Source organism: Bacillus sp. FSL R5-0585 (assembly GCF_038004545.1).
In the GTDB taxonomy this organism is placed as follows: domain Bacteria; phylum Bacillota; class Bacilli; order Bacillales; family Bacillaceae_G; genus Bacillus_A; species Bacillus_A cereus.
Genome location: NZ_JBBORJ010000001.1, coordinates 303,484 through 320,831 on the forward strand (window position 1 = coordinate 303,484; position 17,348 = coordinate 320,831).

Genomic DNA, 17,348 nt, shown 5'->3' on the forward strand with positions numbered 1-17,348 from the left:
TAAATGAATATTCTTGTTGTAAAAACTCCAGAAGAACTAGCAGAAGCAGGTTATAAATTAATTGAAGAAGTTGTAAAAACAAAAGAAAATCCAACATTAGGAATGGCTACAGGAAGCTCTCCATTAGGTATTTATGCAGAAATGCGAAAAAATAAACTTGATACAAGCCGTGTAACCACTGTAAACTTAGATGAGTACGTAAATTTACCACATGAAGATAAAAACAGCTATCACTATTTCATGCAAGAACAGTTGTTTGATCATCTTCCATTTAAACAAACTTATGTACCAAACGGGATGGCAAGTGATTTAGAGGAAGAGTGCAAACGTTACGAGAGCATTCTAGCTGCTAACCCAGTTGACCTACAGATTCTTGGAATCGGTGAAAACGGTCACATCGGATTTAATGAGCCAGGAACACCGTTTAATTCTCCAACAAACATTGTTGAATTAACAGAATCTACACGCCAAGCAAACCTTCGCTTCTTCGAAAAAGAAGAAGATGTGCCAACTCATGCGATTACAATGGGAATTGGAAGCATTATGAAAGCGAAACAAGTTCTACTTGTTGCTATGGGTTCTAAAAAGGCAGAAGCTGTTAAAGAATTATTGCAAGGTGAATATAGTGAAGAGTGTCCGGCTACAGTTTTACAACGTCATCCGAATGTAACCGTAATCGCTGATCAAGAAGCTCTATCTTTATGCAGTGAGGCGATTGCTGATGAACATCGACAAGTATTCACCATTTCCGATCTATTATCAGATTCAAGAGTGGGTGAAACAGCTAATTGAGGACGGCGAATGGAAGCCGGGAGATAAAATCCCATCTGAGAATGAACTTTGTGATAAGTTCGAAGTGAGTCGAATGACAATCAGACAGGCGATTAATAATTTAGTGGAACAAGGCTATTTATATCGGAAGCGTGGAATTGGAACATTTGTCCAACTTCCGAAAGTGGAACAAAAATTGCAAGGAATGACGGGATTCACAGAAGACATGATTTCTCGTGGGATGAACCCAAGTAGTCAATTACTTAGTTTCCGCCTAGTTCCAGCTACTGCTAAAATAGCAGACCGGTTGAGAATACAGGAGGGGGAATCGGTTTATGAAGTGAGGCGTATTCGCTTAGCTGATGATGAACCGATTGCTTTTGAGACGACATATTTGTCGCCAGCTCTTGTAAAAGATATTAACGAAGAGATATTGCAACAATCTTTATATGAACATTTAGAGAAAAAACTGGGCTTTAAACTTGTTAGCGCTACTCAGTCAATTGAAGCTTCCGTTGCGACGGAAAATGAAGCTGAACATCTGCATATTCCTAAAAAGGCGCCTGTACTTGTAATGCGTCAATGGTCATATTCAGAAGGTGAGGTACCGCTAGAGTACGTGAAATGTATTTATCGTGGAGATCGTTATAAATTTATTACGAATATCGCACGTAACAAATAGTATATTTCAGTTTGTGAAGTACAGTGGAATTGAAAATGGTTAACATGTAAAGAAATAAAAATACGACTCATCCTTATAAGGAATGAGTCGTATTTTTATTATGAGCAATTACGTGGTTAACAGCATCTTTGACGTGATTTACTACATAGTGAGCGTGATTTTTTACTGCATCATCTGCTTGTGACATAGCAAAACTGTGAGGAGTTAAAGAAAACATAGGAATGTCATTGTAAGAATCCCCTATACAAGCAATTTCCTCAGGTCTTATTTGAAACTCATTTAATAAAACAGAAATGGCAGAGCCTTTACTAACATTCGGTGGCATTACATCTAAACATTGTTCTGCTGAGATGAAAGTACTAACTTTCCCGTGGAATTTTTCATCAATTTTTTTCTGAAGGAGTTGTAAGCTCTCCTTTGTTCCGCCGACAGAAATTTTATTTGGGAAAATTGTATCATCAATCTTCTGTAGTAAGTTTGGTTCTTCAACAGAAGTCATAGTTACTTGTTGTTCAAGTTCTTGAATAAAAGGTGTTTTCTCTTCAATGTAATAATTATGCTCATCACTTACATAACGGAAATAAGGCTCTTCATTCGTCATAGCTAACAAATCGGGAAGTATGCTGGAATCAAAAGTTGCAGATAATAGTTGTTTATTTTCATGTGTATATACAAAAACACCATTTACACTAATACGATGAAAATTTGTATTTACAGCTTTCATTAAGTCTGCAATTTCATTATCAAGTCTTCCGGAAGCGAAGCAAAGAATAACATTTTGTTCGGCAAGGCTGCGCAGTGCCGCAACATCTTGTTCATCAATAAGACCTCCGTGTTGCATCATTGTACCATCGATATCACTTACAAACATTTTAATCATGCTGTTATCTCCTTTCTATGTACAGTTGCTCTTACATTATACGCATCATATATAAACATGTCTAAAAAATGAATTTTTATTAAATGGCAGATGTTTTACATTGACGACAAAGAAGAATATTCTGTAACATAAAAGTAGGCTATTTAAGTACGAGGGTGGTGTTATATGAGTAATTATCTAGAAATTAAAAAAGTTTTAAATAATAATGTCATCATTGCTAGCCATCCGGAACACGAGGAAGTAGTAGTGATTGGTAAAGGAATTGGATTTGGGAAAAAAGCGAAAGATGTATTGGAGCAAGAACAAATCGAAAAAATGTTTGTCTTAAAAAATGAACGTGATCGTGAACAATACAAATTATTAGTGCCGCATATTAGTGAAAAATTAATTGAATTGATGAACGATATTATGCTGTACATTCAAGGAAAAGCGAAATCTCCACTAAATGAACATATTCATATTGCGTTAACAGATCATATTTCATTTGCGATTAAAAGGTTAAAACAAGGACTTACAATTGATAACCCTTTTTTAGTTGAAACAAAAATGCTCTATCCAGAGGAATATGAAATTGCGGAAGGTGTTGTAGAACTTTTAAATTCTCGTTTGCAAATTACATTGCCTGAAGGAGAAATTGGTTTTATTGCACTGCACATTTACAGTTCGCTTACAAATTCTGATTTATCTTCAGTTAATCAAAACTCCCGTCTTATTGCACAACTTGTATCTTTAATTGAGACAAACTTACAAATTACATTAGATCAAGAGAGCATTCATTATTTACGTCTTATTCGTCATCTTCAATATGCTATTGAGAGGGTGAAAAAAGGAGAAAAAGTAGAGGAATCGCAAAGTTTTGCTGATTTATTAAAGGCGGAGTATCCAGTTTGCTATAACTTGGCTTGGAAGCTAGTTAAGGTCATGCAAAAAGAGTTGCAACTACCTGTATATGAAGCTGAAAGTATTTATTTAACGATGCACTTGCAACGCTTAGTAAAGGCAGAGCATGTGTAAAAAGTCATATATTTTTGTCTAAAATGAAAACGTTAAAAAAAATGATTGAATCGCTTACAATAGTTATGTATAATAACTATTGCAAAGTTATACAAATTTCGACAAACACATTAAGGTGAGTAACGAAAACGTTTGCCTTAATTATAGTGAACTTATACGTAAACCTATTTTTGACACGTGTTACTGATTCGATCAGGCATGAGTGGAGAAAAGTAAGGAATGTAAGCTAGAGAAAGGGATATACTACCCTTTGTATAGCTATCGTTCTATCTTTTTTTCCTCATGTCTTTTTGGCGTTTGTCGGAAGGTATCAATATAGATAAGAGAGGAAGGGTTTCCATGTTTAAGAATATCTTTGGTGTTCTTCAAAAAGTCGGAAAAGCGTTAATGCTTCCAGTAGCGATTTTACCGGCGGCAGGTATTTTACTTGGATTTGGTAATGCATTTCAAAATCCACAGTTAACAAATGTTATTCCTGCTTTAAAAGCAGATTGGTTCGTAATGGTTGCAAAAATTATGGAACAATCTGGTGATATTATTTTCGCTAACCTTGCATTATTATTCGCAGTTGGGGTAGCAATTGGTTTAGCTGGTGGAGACGGAGTAGCTGGTTTAGCAGCATTCGTCGGCTACTTAATTATGAACAAAACGATGAGTGTGTTCTTAGAAGTAGATAAGCTAGTGAAAGTAACAAGTTCTGGAGCAGACCCAGTAAAAATTGGATTTGCAGATCCAGCGTATGCGAACGTATTAGGTATTCCAACGCTACAAACAGGGGTATTTGGTGGTATTATCGTCGGTATAGTAGCGGCATATTGCTATAATAAATACTTCAACATTGAATTACCATCATACTTAGGTTTCTTTGCAGGTAAGCGTTTCGTACCGATCGCAACTGCAACATTCTCTTTAATAGTAGGTATTATCATGTGCTTCGTTTGGCCATACATTCAAGGTGGCTTAAATACGTTCTCACATCAAATGATTGATGCAAATAGAACAATCGCAGCATTTATATTCGGTTTAATTGAACGTTCATTAATTCCATTTGGATTACATCACATTTTCTATTCACCGTTCTGGTTCGAATTCGGTCAGTATACAAATGCAGCTGGCGAATTAATCCGTGGTGACCAAAAAATCTTTATGGCACAGTTAAAAGACGGTGTAGAATTAACAGCAGGTACATTTACAACTGGTAAGTATCCGTTCATGATGTTCGGTCTTCCAGCAGCAGCTTTAGCAATGTACCATGAAGCACGTCCAGAAAATAAAAAATTAGCAGCAGGTATTTTAGGTTCTGCAGCATTAACATCTTTCTTAACAGGTATTACAGAGCCACTTGAATTTTCATTCTTATTCGTAGCGCCAGTATTATTCGGAATTCACGCTGTATTTGCTGGTCTATCATTTATGACAATGCAAATTTTAGGTGTTAAAATTGGTATGACATTCTCTGGTGGTTTAATTGACTTCCTATTATTCGGTGTACTACCAGGCCGTACAGCATGGTGGTGGGTAATTATTGTTGGTCTTGTACTAGCAGTTATTTACTACTTCGGATTCCGCTTTGCAATTCGTAAATGGAATCTAAAAACACCTGGTCGTGAAGTGGCAAATGCAAATGACGGCGCAGGAAAAGCAGAAGCAGGCGAACTTCCTCGTGAAGTATTAGTAGCACTTGGTGGTAAAGAAAACATTGCTTCTTTAGATGCTTGTATTACTCGTTTACGTGTTCAAGTTAACGAACAAAAGAATGTAAACAAAGACCGCTTAAAAGAACTTGGAGCAGCTGGTGTACTTGAAGTTGGAAATAACATTCAAGCTATTTTCGGACCGAAATCTGACACATTAAAATCACAAATTCATGATATTATGTCAGGTCGTACACCTCATGTTGAAAAAGAAGAACCTGTAAAAGTGGAAGAAACTCCTCAAAAAGTTGATGAAAATGAAACAATTGTATCACCAATCGAAGGGAAAATCTTACCAATTACAGAAGTGCCTGACCAAGTATTCTCAGGAAAAATGATGGGAGACGGATTTGCAATTGAGCCAACTGAAGGAACAGTAGTTTCTCCAGTGAACGGTGAGATTGTCAATGTATTCCCTACAAAACATGCGATTGGTATTCAATCTGAAGGCGGAAAAGAAATTTTAATCCACTTCGGTATTGATACTGTAAAATTAAATGGTGAAGGTTTTGAAGCGCTTGTAGCACAAGGCGACAAGGTGAAACAAGGCCAACCATTATTAAAAGTAGATCTTGCATTTGTAAAAGAAAATGCACCATCTATCATTACACCAATTGTCTTTACAAACTTACAACAAGGGCAACAAGTCGAATTGAAAAAAGATGGAAATGTTAAGAAGGGCGAAACCGCTATTATTGACATTCAGTAGGAATTTGACGCAAAATGTTTATAATTATAATAGGCGATGTGGTTGACCGAACATCGCCTATTATATACAATAGATGATGTAGTACTCACGTCTATACAACTAAAAAATACTGTAATTTAAAGGAGATAAATTATCATGGAAAAAATCTTTAAAGTAACTAGCGACTCAGGAATTCATGCTCGTCCAGCAACTCTACTTGTAAACACTGCAAGCAAATTCGGTTCTGACATTAACTTAGAGTATAACGGAAAGAACGTTAACTTAAAATCAATCATGGGCGTTATGTCTTTAGGCATTCAACAAAACGCAGAAATTAAAATCACTGCAAATGGTGATGATGCAGCTCAAGCACTAGCAGCTATCGAAGAAACTATGAAAAACGAAGGATTAGGAGAATAATGACTCTTAACATTCAAGGGATCGCTGCATCAAGTGGGATTGCTATTGCAAAGGCTTTCAGACTTGAAAATCCTGAATTTAACATCGAAAAGAAATCAATTACAAACGAAGCTGCAGAAATTGCACGCTTAGACGCTGCGCTTGAGAAAGCAAAAACTGAATTAGAAGCTATTAAGGACCACGCATTTGCTGAGCTAGGTGCTGACAAAGCTGCGATCTTTGAAGCACATTTATTAGTGTTAAATGATCCAGAACTAGTAAATCCAGTAAAAGATAAAGTAAATAGCGAAAAAGTAAATGCTGAATTTGCAATGGATGAAGTTGCATCAATGTTTATTTCTATGTTTGAAAACATGGATAACGAATATATGAAAGAACGTGCTGCGGACATTCGTGACGTAACAAAACGCGTTCTTGCACATTTACTAGGAATTAACTTCTCAAATCCTGGTACAATTTCTGAAGAGGTAATCATCATTGCTGAAGATTTAACACCATCTGATACAGCTCAATTAAACCGTAAGTATGCAAAAGGTTTCACTACTGATATCGGTGGACGTACATCTCACTCTGCAATTATGGCTCGTTCTATGGAAATTCCAGCTGTTGTTGGTACGAAAGTTGTTATGGAGAAAATCCAAAACGGCGATATCGTTATCATTGACGGTTTAGATGGAGAAGTAATTGTAAACCCATCAGAAGAAACTCTTCGTTCGTTTGAAGAAAAGAAAGCGAAATTTGAAGAGCAAAAAGCTGAATGGGCTAAATTAAAAGACCAAGCTACTGTAACAAGTGACGGACATCACGTTGAGCTTGTTGCAAATATCGGAACACCAAATGATGTACAAGGTATTATCGATAATGGCGGAGAAGGCGTTGGCTTATACCGTACAGAATTCTTATACATGGGCCGTGACAATCTTCCAACAGAAGAAGAGCAGTTCGAAGCGTATAAAGCAGTTCTTGAAGGTGTAAAAGAAGGTCAGCCAGTCGTTGTTCGTACACTTGACATCGGTGGAGATAAAGAGCTTCCATACTTACATTTACCAAAAGAAATGAACCCATTCTTAGGATACCGTGCAATTCGCTTATGTCTTGATGAGCAAGATGTGTTCCGTACACAACTTCGTGCATTACTTCGTGCTAGCGTATACGGTAACTTAAAAATTATGTTCCCAATGATTGCAACTCTTGATGAGTTCCGTCAAGCGAAAGCGATTTTATTAGAAGAGAAAGCGAAACTTGTAGAAGCGGGTACAACTGTTTCTGATTCTATTGAAGTTGGTATGATGGTTGAAATTCCAGCTTCAGCAGTATTAGCAGATCAATTCGCGAAAGAAGTTGACTTCTTCTCTATCGGAACAAATGATTTAATCCAATACACAATGGCTGCAGACCGTATGAACGAACAAGTATCATACTTATACCAACCATATAACCCATCTATTTTACGTCTTGTAAAAATGGTTATCGATGCTGCTCATAAAGAAGGCAAATGGGCTGGTATGTGTGGTGAGATGGCGGGCGATTCACTTGCTATCCCATTATTATTAGGATTAGGTTTAGATGAGTTCAGTATGAGTGCAACATCTATTCTTCCTGCAAGAACACAGCTAAGCAAGTTGTCAAAAGCAGAAATGGAAACATTAGCAGAAAAAGCATTAATGATGTCAACTGCTGAAGAAGTTGTTGAACTAGTTAAAAGCATATAATTAATAAAAAAACCTGAGTCGATTTGAAATCGGTCTCAGGTTTTTTCTATGAGAAAAGTAAATCTTATTTGCTTACTATCGAGGATAAGAGACAGAATTAGATAGCGATTGCAACGATATCAGTTGGGCATACACGTAAAATACCAGTAAAAGTATTTCGATTTTGATTGTTCTTATCGTCTTTATTGTTATCTTTGTTGTCTTTGTCATTACGAGCTAAAGCAGAGAAAAGAGCAACACCGTTAGCGAAACCTTCAAAAATAACATTGTTGAATGTGCCGTTACCTCTAATGCTTAAAAGAGAAAGTTCTGTTCCAACTGAAATGTTAGCAAGTACGTTACATACAGCTGGTTGTTGTGGTCTAACCTCTCTCTCTCTCTCTTTCTCGCGATGGTCGCGCTCTCTTTCATGATGATGACATTCTCTAAAGTTATCACAGCATCCAAATGATCCAAACATAATCCTCATCACCCCCTTCACACTTATAATCTATGTAAGTTCGGTAGTTAGTGACTGGACAGAGAGTGGAATTTTTTCTAGGGGATTTTCTCATTTTAAATGACTAGCTGGGTGTTTAGTATGGAATGATGTTTAAAATAGGGGGAATATAACAAAAAAATGTAAAAACCACCGAAATAAATGAAATGGGTAGCCTTTACACTTTTTTACTTTTATATAAAACGATGATATATACAGGAAGAGCTAGGAGTAGTGGTACAATGGATCGTGCAGTATGTTTTTCTGATTCTAATTGGAATGCTTCTTCTTTTGGAAATTGTAAAATGGAGATGTTTGCGGCATCACCAATAAAATATAGAAGCAGTACAGTTACTATGTAACATAAAAGTGCGATAAAGCTTCCGTATGAACTCAATGAAAATCCCTCTCTTGTTATCTATTTGTTATCATTGTATCACAATTGTAACAAAAATACACGGGTATATTTCAACGCCTTAACAAAATTCGACACGAAACGTCACGTTTATTTATGAGAAGGGAATAGAATATACTTTTCCATAAGTATAAATGTCGAATGATTTGTAGTAATATTACAAAAGTATGACAGGGAATAAAAAAACGAAGGCAATGTAGTTGCCTTCGTTTTTTATTATTTTGCCCACTCGCTCACTTGCTCTACGCTCATGCGAGGTGCAGGGTGGCCTTTTAAAGTTGATTCACCAATTGTAATAAGCATAATTGGAACGTAACGAGATGAAACGTTAAATTCGTCTGTCAGTGCTTGTGGATTGAAGCCACCAATAGCACAAGTATCCCAACCAGTTGCTTTAGCTGCAAGCATAAGTTGCATTGCTGCTAAAGATGCATTTGAAAAGGCAGCATCTCTTGGGAATTGTTCACGAGCATATGCAGATTCAATATTTTTAGCTAAGCGTTCTTTTGCTTCTTCTTTCATAAATCCTTGTTCTACAATTGGACCATATACTGGCTCAACATTTTTATAAGCTTCTAAATCACCTAAAATAGCGACTACTGCAGAAGCATCAAGAATTTGTTGTTGGTTATAAGCTATTGGATGTAATCGTTTTTGTACATCTTCACCTTGAAAAACAAGGAATTTCCAGTGTTGTAAGTTCCAAGCGGAAGGTGCTTGTGCTGCTGCTTTTAAAATCTCATGTAATTCTGTAGATGAGATTTCTTTATTTGGGTTGAATGCACGTGTAGATGTGCGTTCATATAGAACGTTAAAAAAGTTGTCGTTTGTCATAATATATCCTCCAAATTGTATATAAAATTATCAGGAAAACGCAATGTATATTACTTACATTTTGTAAGTTATCGAATTTAAGAATATAATATCTTTATTTTAATTGTCAAGTTTTAAGAAATAAGCTAGGGCATTCATACAAACGATATAATTCCTATAATCATACACTAAAAAAGGAATTTATAGAGTGAAAAGGGAAGATAACATTCTCAATTAGCTTGTTAATATGTATTTCTCACAAATTAAAGTTTATTGGAGAACAGTCTTTTAAAAATATTTGTGAGGAATTCAGTAGAACAAGATATATGAAGTGAGTGAAGACTAGTGATGAACATACTACATTTTTTATTAGAGAATACGGTTTTCCAAAATGTGTTACAAGATCTGCAGTTAAATGTCCTTTATATAGAAAATGGATGTAAACATCAACAAACGATAGAAAATATCCATCCAAAATGTATGTTTATAGCAAATAGTTTTGAAGAGGGTGAACTATTATTTCAAAGAACGAAACCGCACATTATAATTATGTATGTAACAGATTATTCTCAAATAAAATATATAAAGAATATGTATACCTCGCAAAGTACATTCATTGTCATTTGGGATCAACAAATAACAAAAGAATTTACAGATGTACTTGCATTAGGAATACGTAATATTGTAATAGCCCCTGTAACTCCGCAAGCAGTGTTAGAAGAAGTGAATAAGAGTTTGTATCAACTTTCTTTGGTAAGGCAAGTTAGTTTACAACAGGAACTGCTTCAAACGATGTTTGATTTTCAAAATGATTTATTATTTATAGTAGAAGATGATGAAATTGTTGATTGTAATACAAATTTTTTAACGTTTTTCGGATATGAAAATTTGTTTGCCTATCGCGAGCAACATTTAGTATTTGCTGAACATTTTATTAGAGAAAATGGATACTACTCGACGACGCATGATATAACATGGCTAGACGATACTTTATCAAGCGGTAGAAGAATTAAGATGTCAAATTATGAAGGGGCAGTATCTACTTTTCTATTACGTGCGACACCATTGCCAGAAGATTTATCAAGATTTATTGTAAAGTGCACGGAAATTACAGAATTAGATGAAATCTATCAAGAACAAGAAAGACTTGCTATGATAGATTCATTGACAGAGATTTATAATCGTTTAAAGTTTCAACAAATACTAGAGGTAGAATGGGAAAAGGTAATACGTAATGATGAGAAAATAGCAATTATTTTATTTGATATAGATAATTTTAAAACAGTTAATGACACATATGGTCATGATTTTGGCGATTTGGCATTAATACAACTTGCAGAGCTTATGAAATCTAAAGTGGAGCAGCAACATGTATTTGCAAGATGGGGAGGGGAAGAATTCATTATATTAGTGACAAATACAGTAGAAAAGGAAGCATTTCAAGTTGCGGAATCATTACGATTCTTCATTGAAACAAAGCAATTCACTGGAATTTCGAAGTTAACAGCTAGCTTTGGAGTTGCGTTATATGAACAAGGAACTACAAGAGAAGAATTAATGCAACGAGCGGATATTGCATTATATGAAGCGAAAAAAAATGGAAAGAATCAAGTATGTGTGTATAGAAAAGAAAAAATGTGATTTTTCGCAACAAATTGTTGCGATTTTTTTTTATTGTTTGATAATAGAATAGGGGGACAATTTTTAGCGAAGGAATTATGGAGGATTAATATGATAAAAAAAGTAATGGTGGTGGCTTCACTGTCTGCTATAGTTGGCGGCGGAGTATACTATTTTCTTGTTAGCCCCAATATAAAGGAAAACACTGTATTAACAACGAAAGTGAATCCTACTATTGAATCGGAAGTACAAGGGAATATAGAAGAAAAAGAAGAGCAACAAATTGATTATGCTAGCATATCTCAAAAATTAGATCAATATTTAGTCGGAAAGCAATTCAATGGAACAGTTTTGGTAACAGATAAAGAGCATGTTATATTGAATAAAGGATATGGGTATGCTGATGTTCAAAATAAAATAGAAAATACGCCTCAAACAAAATATCGTATCGGTTCTATTACGAAAACAGTCGTTGCCACATCTATTTTACAGCTGCAAGAACAAGGGAAATTGAATATTCAAGATAATGTAAATAAATATATTCCTTCATTTCCGGAGAATAAAAATATTACGCTATATCATTTATTAACGCATACCTCTGGTTTACCTGAACACGCAAAAGGCAATATTAATGCGGCTTCCCGCTTACAATTAATTAATTGGATTGGACGTCAAAATTTAGAATTTCCTGCAGGAACAGGTTGGAGATATACAGATTATAATTATATGGTGCTTGCTTATATAATAGAACATATATCGAAAAAACCTTTAGGAGATTACATAAAAGAAAACATATTTGTAAAAGCAGATATGCATGAATCCGGTATGGGAAATATGGTACCTGGAGATAAAAATTTTACAAAGGGTTATGTGAAAAAAGATCAAGAGCTTGTACCAGCGCAGAAGTTAGGCATGGATTGGCTATATGGTTGTGGTGAGATGTATACGACAGTTGGAGATATGAAGAAATTAGACGAAGCAATTATAAATGGAAAACTTCTTTCTGAACAAAGTATACAGGCAATGTTTTCACCTTCAGCAGAACGGAAATATGCATTTAGTTTATATATATATCCAGATTATTTTCATAATCATGGTGTATTATCTGGTTGGAACACTTTCAATAATTTTAATAAAGAAAAAGGAACTTTTGTTATTTTATTTTCAAATGTGAAAAATAGTATGGATGATGACTTTAATAAAGAGTTCCGAAAGATGGTAAATGATTTATTAGAACAAAGGGGATGAGAAAATGGAACATAAAACTTTATCAATAGGTTTCATTGGGATTGGCGTAATGGGAAAAAGTATGGTTTATCACTTAATGCAAGATGGTCATAAAGTATATGTATATAATAGAACGAAAGCAAAAACAGATTCTTTAGTGCAAGATGGTGCAAATTGGTGTAATACGCCAAAAGAGTTAGTGAAGCAAGTTGATATTGTAATGACAATGGTTGGATATCCACATGATGTAGAAGAAGTGTATTTTGGTATAGAAGGAATTATAGAACATGCAAAAGAAGGTACGATAGCAATTGACTTTACGACATCTACACCTACTTTAGCAAAACGGATTAATGAAGTTGCAAAAAGCAAAAATATATATACGTTAGATGCACCTGTCTCAGGAGGAGATGTTGGTGCGAAAGAGGCAAAACTCGCAATTATGGTAGGTGGGGAGAAAGAAATATATGATAGATGCTTACCTTTACTTGAAAAGTTAGGAACAAACATTCAATTACAAGGACCAGCTGGGAGTGGACAACATACAAAAATGTGCAATCAAATTGCGATTGCTTCCAATATGATTGGAGTATGTGAAGCTGTTGCTTACGCGAAGAAGGCTGGACTGAATCCAGATAAAGTGTTAGAGAGTATTTCAACAGGGGCAGCAGGTAGCTGGTCATTAAGTAATTTAGCTCCTCGAATGTTAAAAGGAGACTTTGAGCCAGGATTTTATGTAAAGCATTTTATGAAAGATATGAAAATTGCTTTAGAGGAAGCAGAAAAATTACAATTACCAGTCCCAGGCTTAAGTTTGGCGAAAGAATTGTATGAAGAGTTAATTAAGGATGGCGAAGAAAATAGTGGAACACAAGTACTATATAAAAAATATATAAGGGGGTAAACGAGGTGGACCTTCAAAAGTTTGATGAGATGATTGATACTGTACAGCGAGCTACTTGTATGCAAATTAATGAAAAACAAAAAGAAGCTTTTAAACAAAAATATGATTTTGAACCAGAATTTGAATATGGAAGAGATGAGAAGGGGCATTATGTAATTCGAACCTCAAAAAAGATGTTAGAAGAAATGGAGTTTTATTTAGCATTGAAATATGATCGTGATGGAGTGGATCTTTATATGCAAGCTGAGATTGACGGCATATTTTATGTATCTATTAGCTATGGTGAAGATGCCCTACATCTACAAGAATTGTTTCAATTTCTAGAAGAAAATAAATAAAAGTCCTCAAATGAGGACTTTTATTTATTTAGTCATCTTTAATTTTTATAATTATAAGTTAGAAGCCCGGCGGCATCGTTCAACCGGGAACGGGATAATTTGTGCGATATGATTAGGACCAAATTGTTTTGTACGAGCATGGCGTATTATATAAAAAGCACACAGAATTGAAACAGGAATAGCACCGAATAAACCAAACAATAAAGCGCTTACACAAGATGCGACAAATCCTAAAACACCAATTTCTAACTCTTCCATAATAGCTCCTAAAATAACAGGAAATGCTCCACATGTAACCCCAAGTATAAGTGCGATAAGTAAGCTCATGATTATCCCCCTCTGTTTGCGATATTATTTTCCTTCTCAGTTAATTGTAGTATATCACATACAAAACAGAATTTTCAGAAAAAATTCAATAAATGTTCAAAGAAAGTTCAAAAAATGCACTTGAAAAATCAAGGTGTTAAATTTGTGATGAAATGGTACTTCAAGTAAATAAAAAATCAGGCTTATTTCAAAATGAAATAAGCCTGTTCCATAGGAGGATGTATATATGTAGAGTGAATAAAAGTTTGGAAAAGGGGATCCAAGTCCTTTTATTCAACTAACTACCTTAATAGATTGGAACCCAGCCTTCAGTTGTCACAAAAATACGAATAGCTACAACTTGGCGATCATCTTGCAAAGTAAAATAATGTCTTGCATTTTCAGGAACAGATATTAAATCGCCTGGCTCAAGTTCAACATCAAAGAATTTCCCATCTTTTCCTTCAATAGCGAAAATGCCATGACCACTGACGATAAAGCGAACTTCGTCATCTGTATGATGGTGTTCCTTTTGGAAATTAATTAATAATTCGTCAAGGTTAGGGGTGCTATTTGAAAGTGAAATTACATCATGTGCTTTATAACCACGGCGTGCTGAAACATCAGCAATTTCTTTTGAAAACACAGCTAATATTTCAGCTTTGTTTTCATCTGTTAACGAATAATTTTCATTTAAATGAGTAGGAAGTTTAGAAATATTCCATTTCTCATATAAAACGCCTTCCTCTTGTAGAAATTTAGATACTTCCACTTCATTTTCAATACGAGTATTTCCTTCATGAATACGAATTTGCGCCATTAGAAACGCCTCCTTGAATTGATAATAGTTTTATATGAAATTGGAATAGAAACTCATAAGCTTCTAATCTCTTCTTTGCATCAAAGCTATCTCGGCCCCATACGGTAATACCGTGGTTACGGATTAATACTGCACCCGAATCTCCTTGTATATGCTTTCGGAAGTTTTCTCCAAGCGTTGGGATATGGGCATGGTTTTCAATAATAGGAATTTGAATTGTTGCACCTTCTTCCCAAATATCGAGAGCTTTAATAATTTCTTGATTTTGAAAGGTGACTGCATCACTATATAAATTTGTGATGACATTATTATCGGTTGTATGAACATGAAGTACGCACCCGGCATTCGTATTGTTATAAATGTGTGTATGCAATATTGTTTCTGCTGAAGGGCGTAATTCAGTCTCTAAAACGGGAACTCCTACATGATCTACTAATAGAAAATCATCTGGAGTGGTTTTTGTTTTATCTTTACCGCTTGCTGTAATAAGAAAAGTAATTGGTTCATGACTAACCTTTATAGAAATATTACCACTTGTTGCTGGGAACCAATTTCGTATTGTTAACTCTTTTTTTATCTCGCTTAAGTCATACCATTGACGGAAAAGTTGTTTCATGCCTTCACCTCCAACAAAAGTTTTAATTCAGCTTGCACATCTTGAAATGTTTCAAACGGTGTATAAGCAATATGATTTTCTTCACACTTTGTAATAAGAAAATCGCGAGCGAATACTTTATCAGCTTGTTTCGCGGCTTGTAAGTCAGTAATAGAATCTCCAATTACAATATGAAAGTCATTTGTATCACTTAATTTACGGATTAATGATGATTTACATAATCCGCAATGATTTTGACAATGATCATCACAAGAATGAGGCCATTTAACTGTAATAAACTCCGCTGAAAAGTCTGTTTCATTACAATAAATTTGCTCTTTTGGAATGATTCCTTGTAAGAGTGGATAGACGAAGAAATCCATTCCACCTGATATCACGTAAAAAGAAATGTTATTTTCCTTTACGAATTGTATAAACTCATGAAAACCACTACGGATTTCAGCAGTTTCTATTAAAAATTGAATAATATCATCGTGCAGATTAGTAGGTATTAATTGAAATAATTGAGAAACACCTTCTTGAATGGATAGTTCTTGTGATAAAATTTTATTCTTTACTTCTTCGGCTTCTGGTGGTGCGAATTTTTCCATAATGGACATAATGTTATCATTATTTGTAATCGTGCCATCGAAATCACAAAATACTTGAATACTCATAATTTCACCTCATAAGAGGGATTTCCCCATATTTGTAGTGCACTATGCAAATTTATGTCGTCTACTTCATGGAGTGGTTTATTTTGCAAAGTAGCATCAATTGCAGTACGAAAAGCTTTACCGCCGCCTTGCGCTCCATTTGGATGTCCGTGTATCCCGCCGCCAGCATTAATAACAACATCTTTACCGAAATCTCGTACAATAAAGGGAACGAAACCAGGATGAATACCAGCAGACGGAACAGAAAAGCTCTTCTTGAAAAATGCATCGTCTTCAGTTAAATATTTTGAGATAGCAAGAGCCTCCTCTTTTTCTAGCGCAACACTTCCGTATGGAGATGGGAATAATGAAAAGTCAGCCCCAGCATAACGTAGTAGCTTTCCAAGTAATAATGGAGATGAAACTCCATATAACTTGGATGCTGAATAAGCACCACTTACAGCAGGATGTGCCATAATAGGAACTGGGATTTCATCATCTTCTGCAAGTGATTGTAGTACATCTAGTCCGTAAGCAAATACGTTAAATAATAGAATATCAGCTCCAGCTTGCACTGCACGTTTAGCATTTTCTTTTAAATCAAAAGTTCGCCCTGTTAAATTTACGGCATATAACGTTTTATGACCGTATGTTTCGTAGACAGATTGTAAAACTTCTTTTCCAGATACAATGCGTTTCGTAAGGGGTGTTAATGCATTTTCAAATAATATTTCATCATCTTTTACTATATCTACACCACCAATTGCTTGATCGCGTAATTGCGTTTTTAAATACCCAATGTTTCGTCCAATCATTCCTTTAAAAATACTCATTAAAAGGGGACGATCATGCACTTGTAAAAGATTTCGAATACCATCTATCCCGAATTTTGGACCAGGAAAATGTTTTTTTAACTCGTCTGAAAAAGTTAAGTCAATTAGTTTTACTTCGCCATCAAGTGATAGCTTTCCAAATGTAGTCGTTAAAATCGCTGGTAAATCTGGACTGAAGTTTAATAGCGGATATTCGATTTTAATAATTCCGCGTTTTACTTTTTTACGTAAATACGAATTGGTATGTTCATGTTCAGCTAATTCCTCAACATGAATGACGTTGCCTTTATGCTGCTTTAATTGTTCTTGCAATAAGTGTGGCAAATGAGTCCAAGAGCCAATTGTTAAACCGAGTGCAATTTGCTCAGCTTTTTTTTCTAAGTTATGTGAATCATCATGGATTAAATACGTCGCTATAATTCCGCTCATTGTTATAACCTCCTAGTTAAATAAAAAAACCTCTCAGCTAAGGAGAGGTTTTT

General features: G+C 35.0%; 19 protein-coding genes. 10 read left to right on the plus strand and 9 right to left on the minus strand.

Translation table 11 applies throughout. From position 1 onward, the window contains the following. The first annotated feature begins 3 nt into the window (after nucleotides 1–3). Together nagB and phnF are read left to right on the plus strand one after the other, a co-directional pair. A complete protein-coding gene (gene nagB, locus MKY38_RS01720) occupies nucleotides 4–792 on the plus strand; it encodes a glucosamine-6-phosphate deaminase (RefSeq protein WP_001024210.1) in 789 nt (262 codons plus the stop codon). Next, a complete protein-coding gene (gene phnF, locus MKY38_RS01725; RefSeq protein WP_021727649.1) occupies nucleotides 722–1,453 on the plus strand; it encodes a phosphonate metabolism transcriptional regulator PhnF in 732 nt (243 codons plus the stop codon). Before nagB ends, phnF begins: the two co-directional genes overlap by 71 nt. A gap of 73 nt (nucleotides 1,454–1,526) precedes the next feature. Here the strand turns inward: phnF and MKY38_RS01730 are convergent, their stop codons facing one another. Then, nucleotides 1,527–2,333, minus strand: a complete 807-nt coding sequence (locus tag MKY38_RS01730; RefSeq protein WP_065222919.1) for a Cof-type HAD-IIB family hydrolase — start codon at nucleotides 2,331–2,333, stop codon at nucleotides 1,527–1,529. 165 nt (nucleotides 2,334–2,498) lie between these two features. On the opposite strand from MKY38_RS01730, the gene glcT reads away from it, so the two are divergent. The 4 genes from glcT (at nucleotide 2,499) to ptsP (ending at nucleotide 7,861) form a co-directional block, all read left to right on the plus strand. Further along, nucleotides 2,499–3,347, plus strand: a complete 849-nt coding sequence (glcT, locus tag MKY38_RS01735; RefSeq protein ID WP_000073858.1) for a glucose PTS transporter transcription antiterminator GlcT — start codon at nucleotides 2,499–2,501, stop codon at nucleotides 3,345–3,347. Between the two features lie 339 nt (nucleotides 3,348–3,686). Then, nucleotides 3,687–5,750 carry a PTS glucose transporter subunit IIABC gene (gene ptsG / locus MKY38_RS01740; protein ID WP_000475799.1) on the plus strand — a complete coding sequence of 688 codons (2,064 nt, stop codon included), beginning with the start codon at nucleotides 3,687–3,689 and terminating at the stop codon, nucleotides 5,748–5,750. 135 nt (nucleotides 5,751–5,885) lie between these two features. Then, nucleotides 5,886–6,149 carry a phosphocarrier protein HPr gene (gene ptsH / locus MKY38_RS01745; RefSeq protein WP_000411080.1) on the plus strand — a complete coding sequence of 88 codons (264 nt, stop codon included), beginning with the start codon at nucleotides 5,886–5,888 and terminating at the stop codon, nucleotides 6,147–6,149. After that, on the plus strand, nucleotides 6,149–7,861 hold the full coding sequence (gene ptsP, locus MKY38_RS01750; RefSeq protein ID WP_000174207.1) for a phosphoenolpyruvate--protein phosphotransferase: 1,713 nt from the start codon (nucleotides 6,149–6,151) through the stop codon (nucleotides 7,859–7,861). The genes ptsH and ptsP overlap by 1 nt, the downstream gene beginning before the upstream one ends. Before the next feature lie 97 nt (nucleotides 7,862–7,958). On the opposite strand, the gene MKY38_RS01755 is transcribed toward ptsP, so the two are convergent. The 3 genes from MKY38_RS01755 to MKY38_RS01765 all read right to left on the minus strand — a co-directional run bounded on the left by MKY38_RS01755 (nucleotide 7,959) and on the right by MKY38_RS01765 (nucleotide 9,588). Next, nucleotides 7,959–8,321: a DUF3915 domain-containing protein gene (locus MKY38_RS01755; protein ID WP_000468040.1), complete on the minus strand. Its 363-nt coding sequence runs from the start codon at nucleotides 8,319–8,321 to the stop codon at nucleotides 7,959–7,961. A gap of 196 nt (nucleotides 8,322–8,517) precedes the next feature. Further along, nucleotides 8,518–8,736, minus strand: a complete 219-nt coding sequence (locus tag MKY38_RS01760) for a hypothetical protein (RefSeq protein WP_000100485.1) — start codon at nucleotides 8,734–8,736, stop codon at nucleotides 8,518–8,520. A 234-nt stretch (nucleotides 8,737–8,970) separates the two neighbouring features. Continuing rightward, entirely contained in the window at nucleotides 8,971–9,588 is a 618-nt protein-coding gene (locus tag MKY38_RS01765) for a nitroreductase family protein (RefSeq protein ID WP_000180387.1), read from the minus strand. 327 nt (nucleotides 9,589–9,915) lie between these two features. Between MKY38_RS01765 and MKY38_RS01770 the strand changes: the two genes are divergently transcribed. From MKY38_RS01770 to MKY38_RS01785, 4 genes are all read left to right on the plus strand, one after another. Next, nucleotides 9,916–11,208 carry a GGDEF domain-containing protein gene (locus MKY38_RS01770; protein ID WP_001023185.1) on the plus strand — a complete coding sequence of 431 codons (1,293 nt, stop codon included), beginning with the start codon at nucleotides 9,916–9,918 and terminating at the stop codon, nucleotides 11,206–11,208. A 90-nt stretch (nucleotides 11,209–11,298) separates the two neighbouring features. Further along, nucleotides 11,299–12,435 carry a serine hydrolase gene (locus tag MKY38_RS01775; RefSeq protein WP_025709089.1) on the plus strand — a complete coding sequence of 379 codons (1,137 nt, stop codon included), beginning with the start codon at nucleotides 11,299–11,301 and terminating at the stop codon, nucleotides 12,433–12,435. A gap of 4 nt (nucleotides 12,436–12,439) precedes the next feature. Continuing rightward, entirely contained in the window at nucleotides 12,440–13,318 is an 879-nt protein-coding gene (locus MKY38_RS01780; RefSeq protein ID WP_000400431.1) for an NAD(P)-dependent oxidoreductase, read from the plus strand. A gap of 5 nt (nucleotides 13,319–13,323) precedes the next feature. After that, nucleotides 13,324–13,656, plus strand: a complete 333-nt coding sequence (locus MKY38_RS01785) for a DUF3909 family protein (protein ID WP_000365620.1) — start codon at nucleotides 13,324–13,326, stop codon at nucleotides 13,654–13,656. Between the two features lie 51 nt (nucleotides 13,657–13,707). Here the strand turns inward: MKY38_RS01785 and MKY38_RS01790 are convergent, their stop codons facing one another. The 5 genes from MKY38_RS01790 to mtnW form a co-directional block, all read right to left on the minus strand. Next, the gene (locus MKY38_RS01790) at nucleotides 13,708–13,983 is read right to left on the minus strand and encodes a hypothetical protein (RefSeq protein ID WP_000054659.1); all 276 of its coding nucleotides are present in this window, start codon (nucleotides 13,981–13,983) and stop codon (nucleotides 13,708–13,710) included. 286 nt (nucleotides 13,984–14,269) lie between these two features. After that, entirely contained in the window at nucleotides 14,270–14,782 is a 513-nt protein-coding gene (locus tag MKY38_RS01795; RefSeq protein WP_000057300.1) for a 1,2-dihydroxy-3-keto-5-methylthiopentene dioxygenase, read from the minus strand. Beyond that, nucleotides 14,760–15,398: a methylthioribulose 1-phosphate dehydratase gene (locus tag MKY38_RS01800; protein ID WP_070180480.1), complete on the minus strand. Its 639-nt coding sequence runs from the start codon at nucleotides 15,396–15,398 to the stop codon at nucleotides 14,760–14,762. Before MKY38_RS01800 ends, MKY38_RS01795 begins: the two co-directional genes overlap by 23 nt. Then, nucleotides 15,395–16,054 carry a 2-hydroxy-3-keto-5-methylthiopentenyl-1-phosphate phosphatase gene (locus MKY38_RS01805; RefSeq protein WP_061663482.1) on the minus strand — a complete coding sequence of 220 codons (660 nt, stop codon included), beginning with the start codon at nucleotides 16,052–16,054 and terminating at the stop codon, nucleotides 15,395–15,397. The genes MKY38_RS01800 and MKY38_RS01805 overlap by 4 nt, the downstream gene beginning before the upstream one ends. Continuing rightward, entirely contained in the window at nucleotides 16,051–17,295 is a 1,245-nt protein-coding gene (gene mtnW, locus MKY38_RS01810; protein ID WP_000014180.1) for a 2,3-diketo-5-methylthiopentyl-1-phosphate enolase, read from the minus strand. Before mtnW ends, MKY38_RS01805 begins: the two co-directional genes overlap by 4 nt. Nucleotides 17,296–17,348 lie beyond the last annotated feature (53 nt).

Excerpts from the sequence above, each read along its gene's own strand:
- mtnW (WP_000014180.1), bottom strand. The coding sequence starts at position 17,295 with ATGAGCGGAATTATAGCGACGTATTTAATCCATGATGATTCACATAAC.
- MKY38_RS01805 (WP_061663482.1), bottom strand. The coding sequence starts at position 16,054 with ATGAGTATTCAAGTATTTTGTGATTTCGATGGCACGATTACAAATAAT.
- ptsH (WP_000411080.1), top strand. The coding sequence starts at position 5,886 with ATGGAAAAAATCTTTAAAGTAACTAGCGACTCAGGAATTCATGCTCGT.
- MKY38_RS01755 (WP_000468040.1), bottom strand. The coding sequence starts at position 8,321 with ATGTTTGGATCATTTGGATGCTGTGATAACTTTAGAGAATGTCATCAT.
- ptsG (WP_000475799.1), top strand. The coding sequence starts at position 3,687 with ATGTTTAAGAATATCTTTGGTGTTCTTCAAAAAGTCGGAAAAGCGTTA.
- MKY38_RS01790 (WP_000054659.1), bottom strand. The coding sequence starts at position 13,983 with ATGAGCTTACTTATCGCACTTATACTTGGGGTTACATGTGGAGCATTT.
- MKY38_RS01780 (WP_000400431.1), top strand. The coding sequence starts at position 12,440 with ATGGAACATAAAACTTTATCAATAGGTTTCATTGGGATTGGCGTAATG.
- nagB (WP_001024210.1), top strand. The coding sequence starts at position 4 with ATGAATATTCTTGTTGTAAAAACTCCAGAAGAACTAGCAGAAGCAGGT.
- MKY38_RS01800 (WP_070180480.1), bottom strand. The coding sequence starts at position 15,398 with ATGAAACAACTTTTCCGTCAATGGTATGACTTAAGCGAGATAAAAAAA.
- MKY38_RS01775 (WP_025709089.1), top strand. The coding sequence starts at position 11,299 with ATGATAAAAAAAGTAATGGTGGTGGCTTCACTGTCTGCTATAGTTGGC.
- MKY38_RS01730 (WP_065222919.1), bottom strand. The coding sequence starts at position 2,333 with ATGATTAAAATGTTTGTAAGTGATATCGATGGTACAATGATGCAACAC.
- MKY38_RS01770 (WP_001023185.1), top strand. The coding sequence starts at position 9,916 with ATGAACATACTACATTTTTTATTAGAGAATACGGTTTTCCAAAATGTG.
- glcT (WP_000073858.1), top strand. The coding sequence starts at position 2,499 with ATGAGTAATTATCTAGAAATTAAAAAAGTTTTAAATAATAATGTCATC.
- ptsP (WP_000174207.1), top strand. The coding sequence starts at position 6,149 with ATGACTCTTAACATTCAAGGGATCGCTGCATCAAGTGGGATTGCTATT.
- phnF (WP_021727649.1), top strand. The coding sequence starts at position 722 with ATGAACATCGACAAGTATTCACCATTTCCGATCTATTATCAGATTCAA.
- MKY38_RS01765 (WP_000180387.1), bottom strand. The coding sequence starts at position 9,588 with ATGACAAACGACAACTTTTTTAACGTTCTATATGAACGCACATCTACA.
- MKY38_RS01795 (WP_000057300.1), bottom strand. The coding sequence starts at position 14,782 with ATGGCGCAAATTCGTATTCATGAAGGAAATACTCGTATTGAAAATGAA.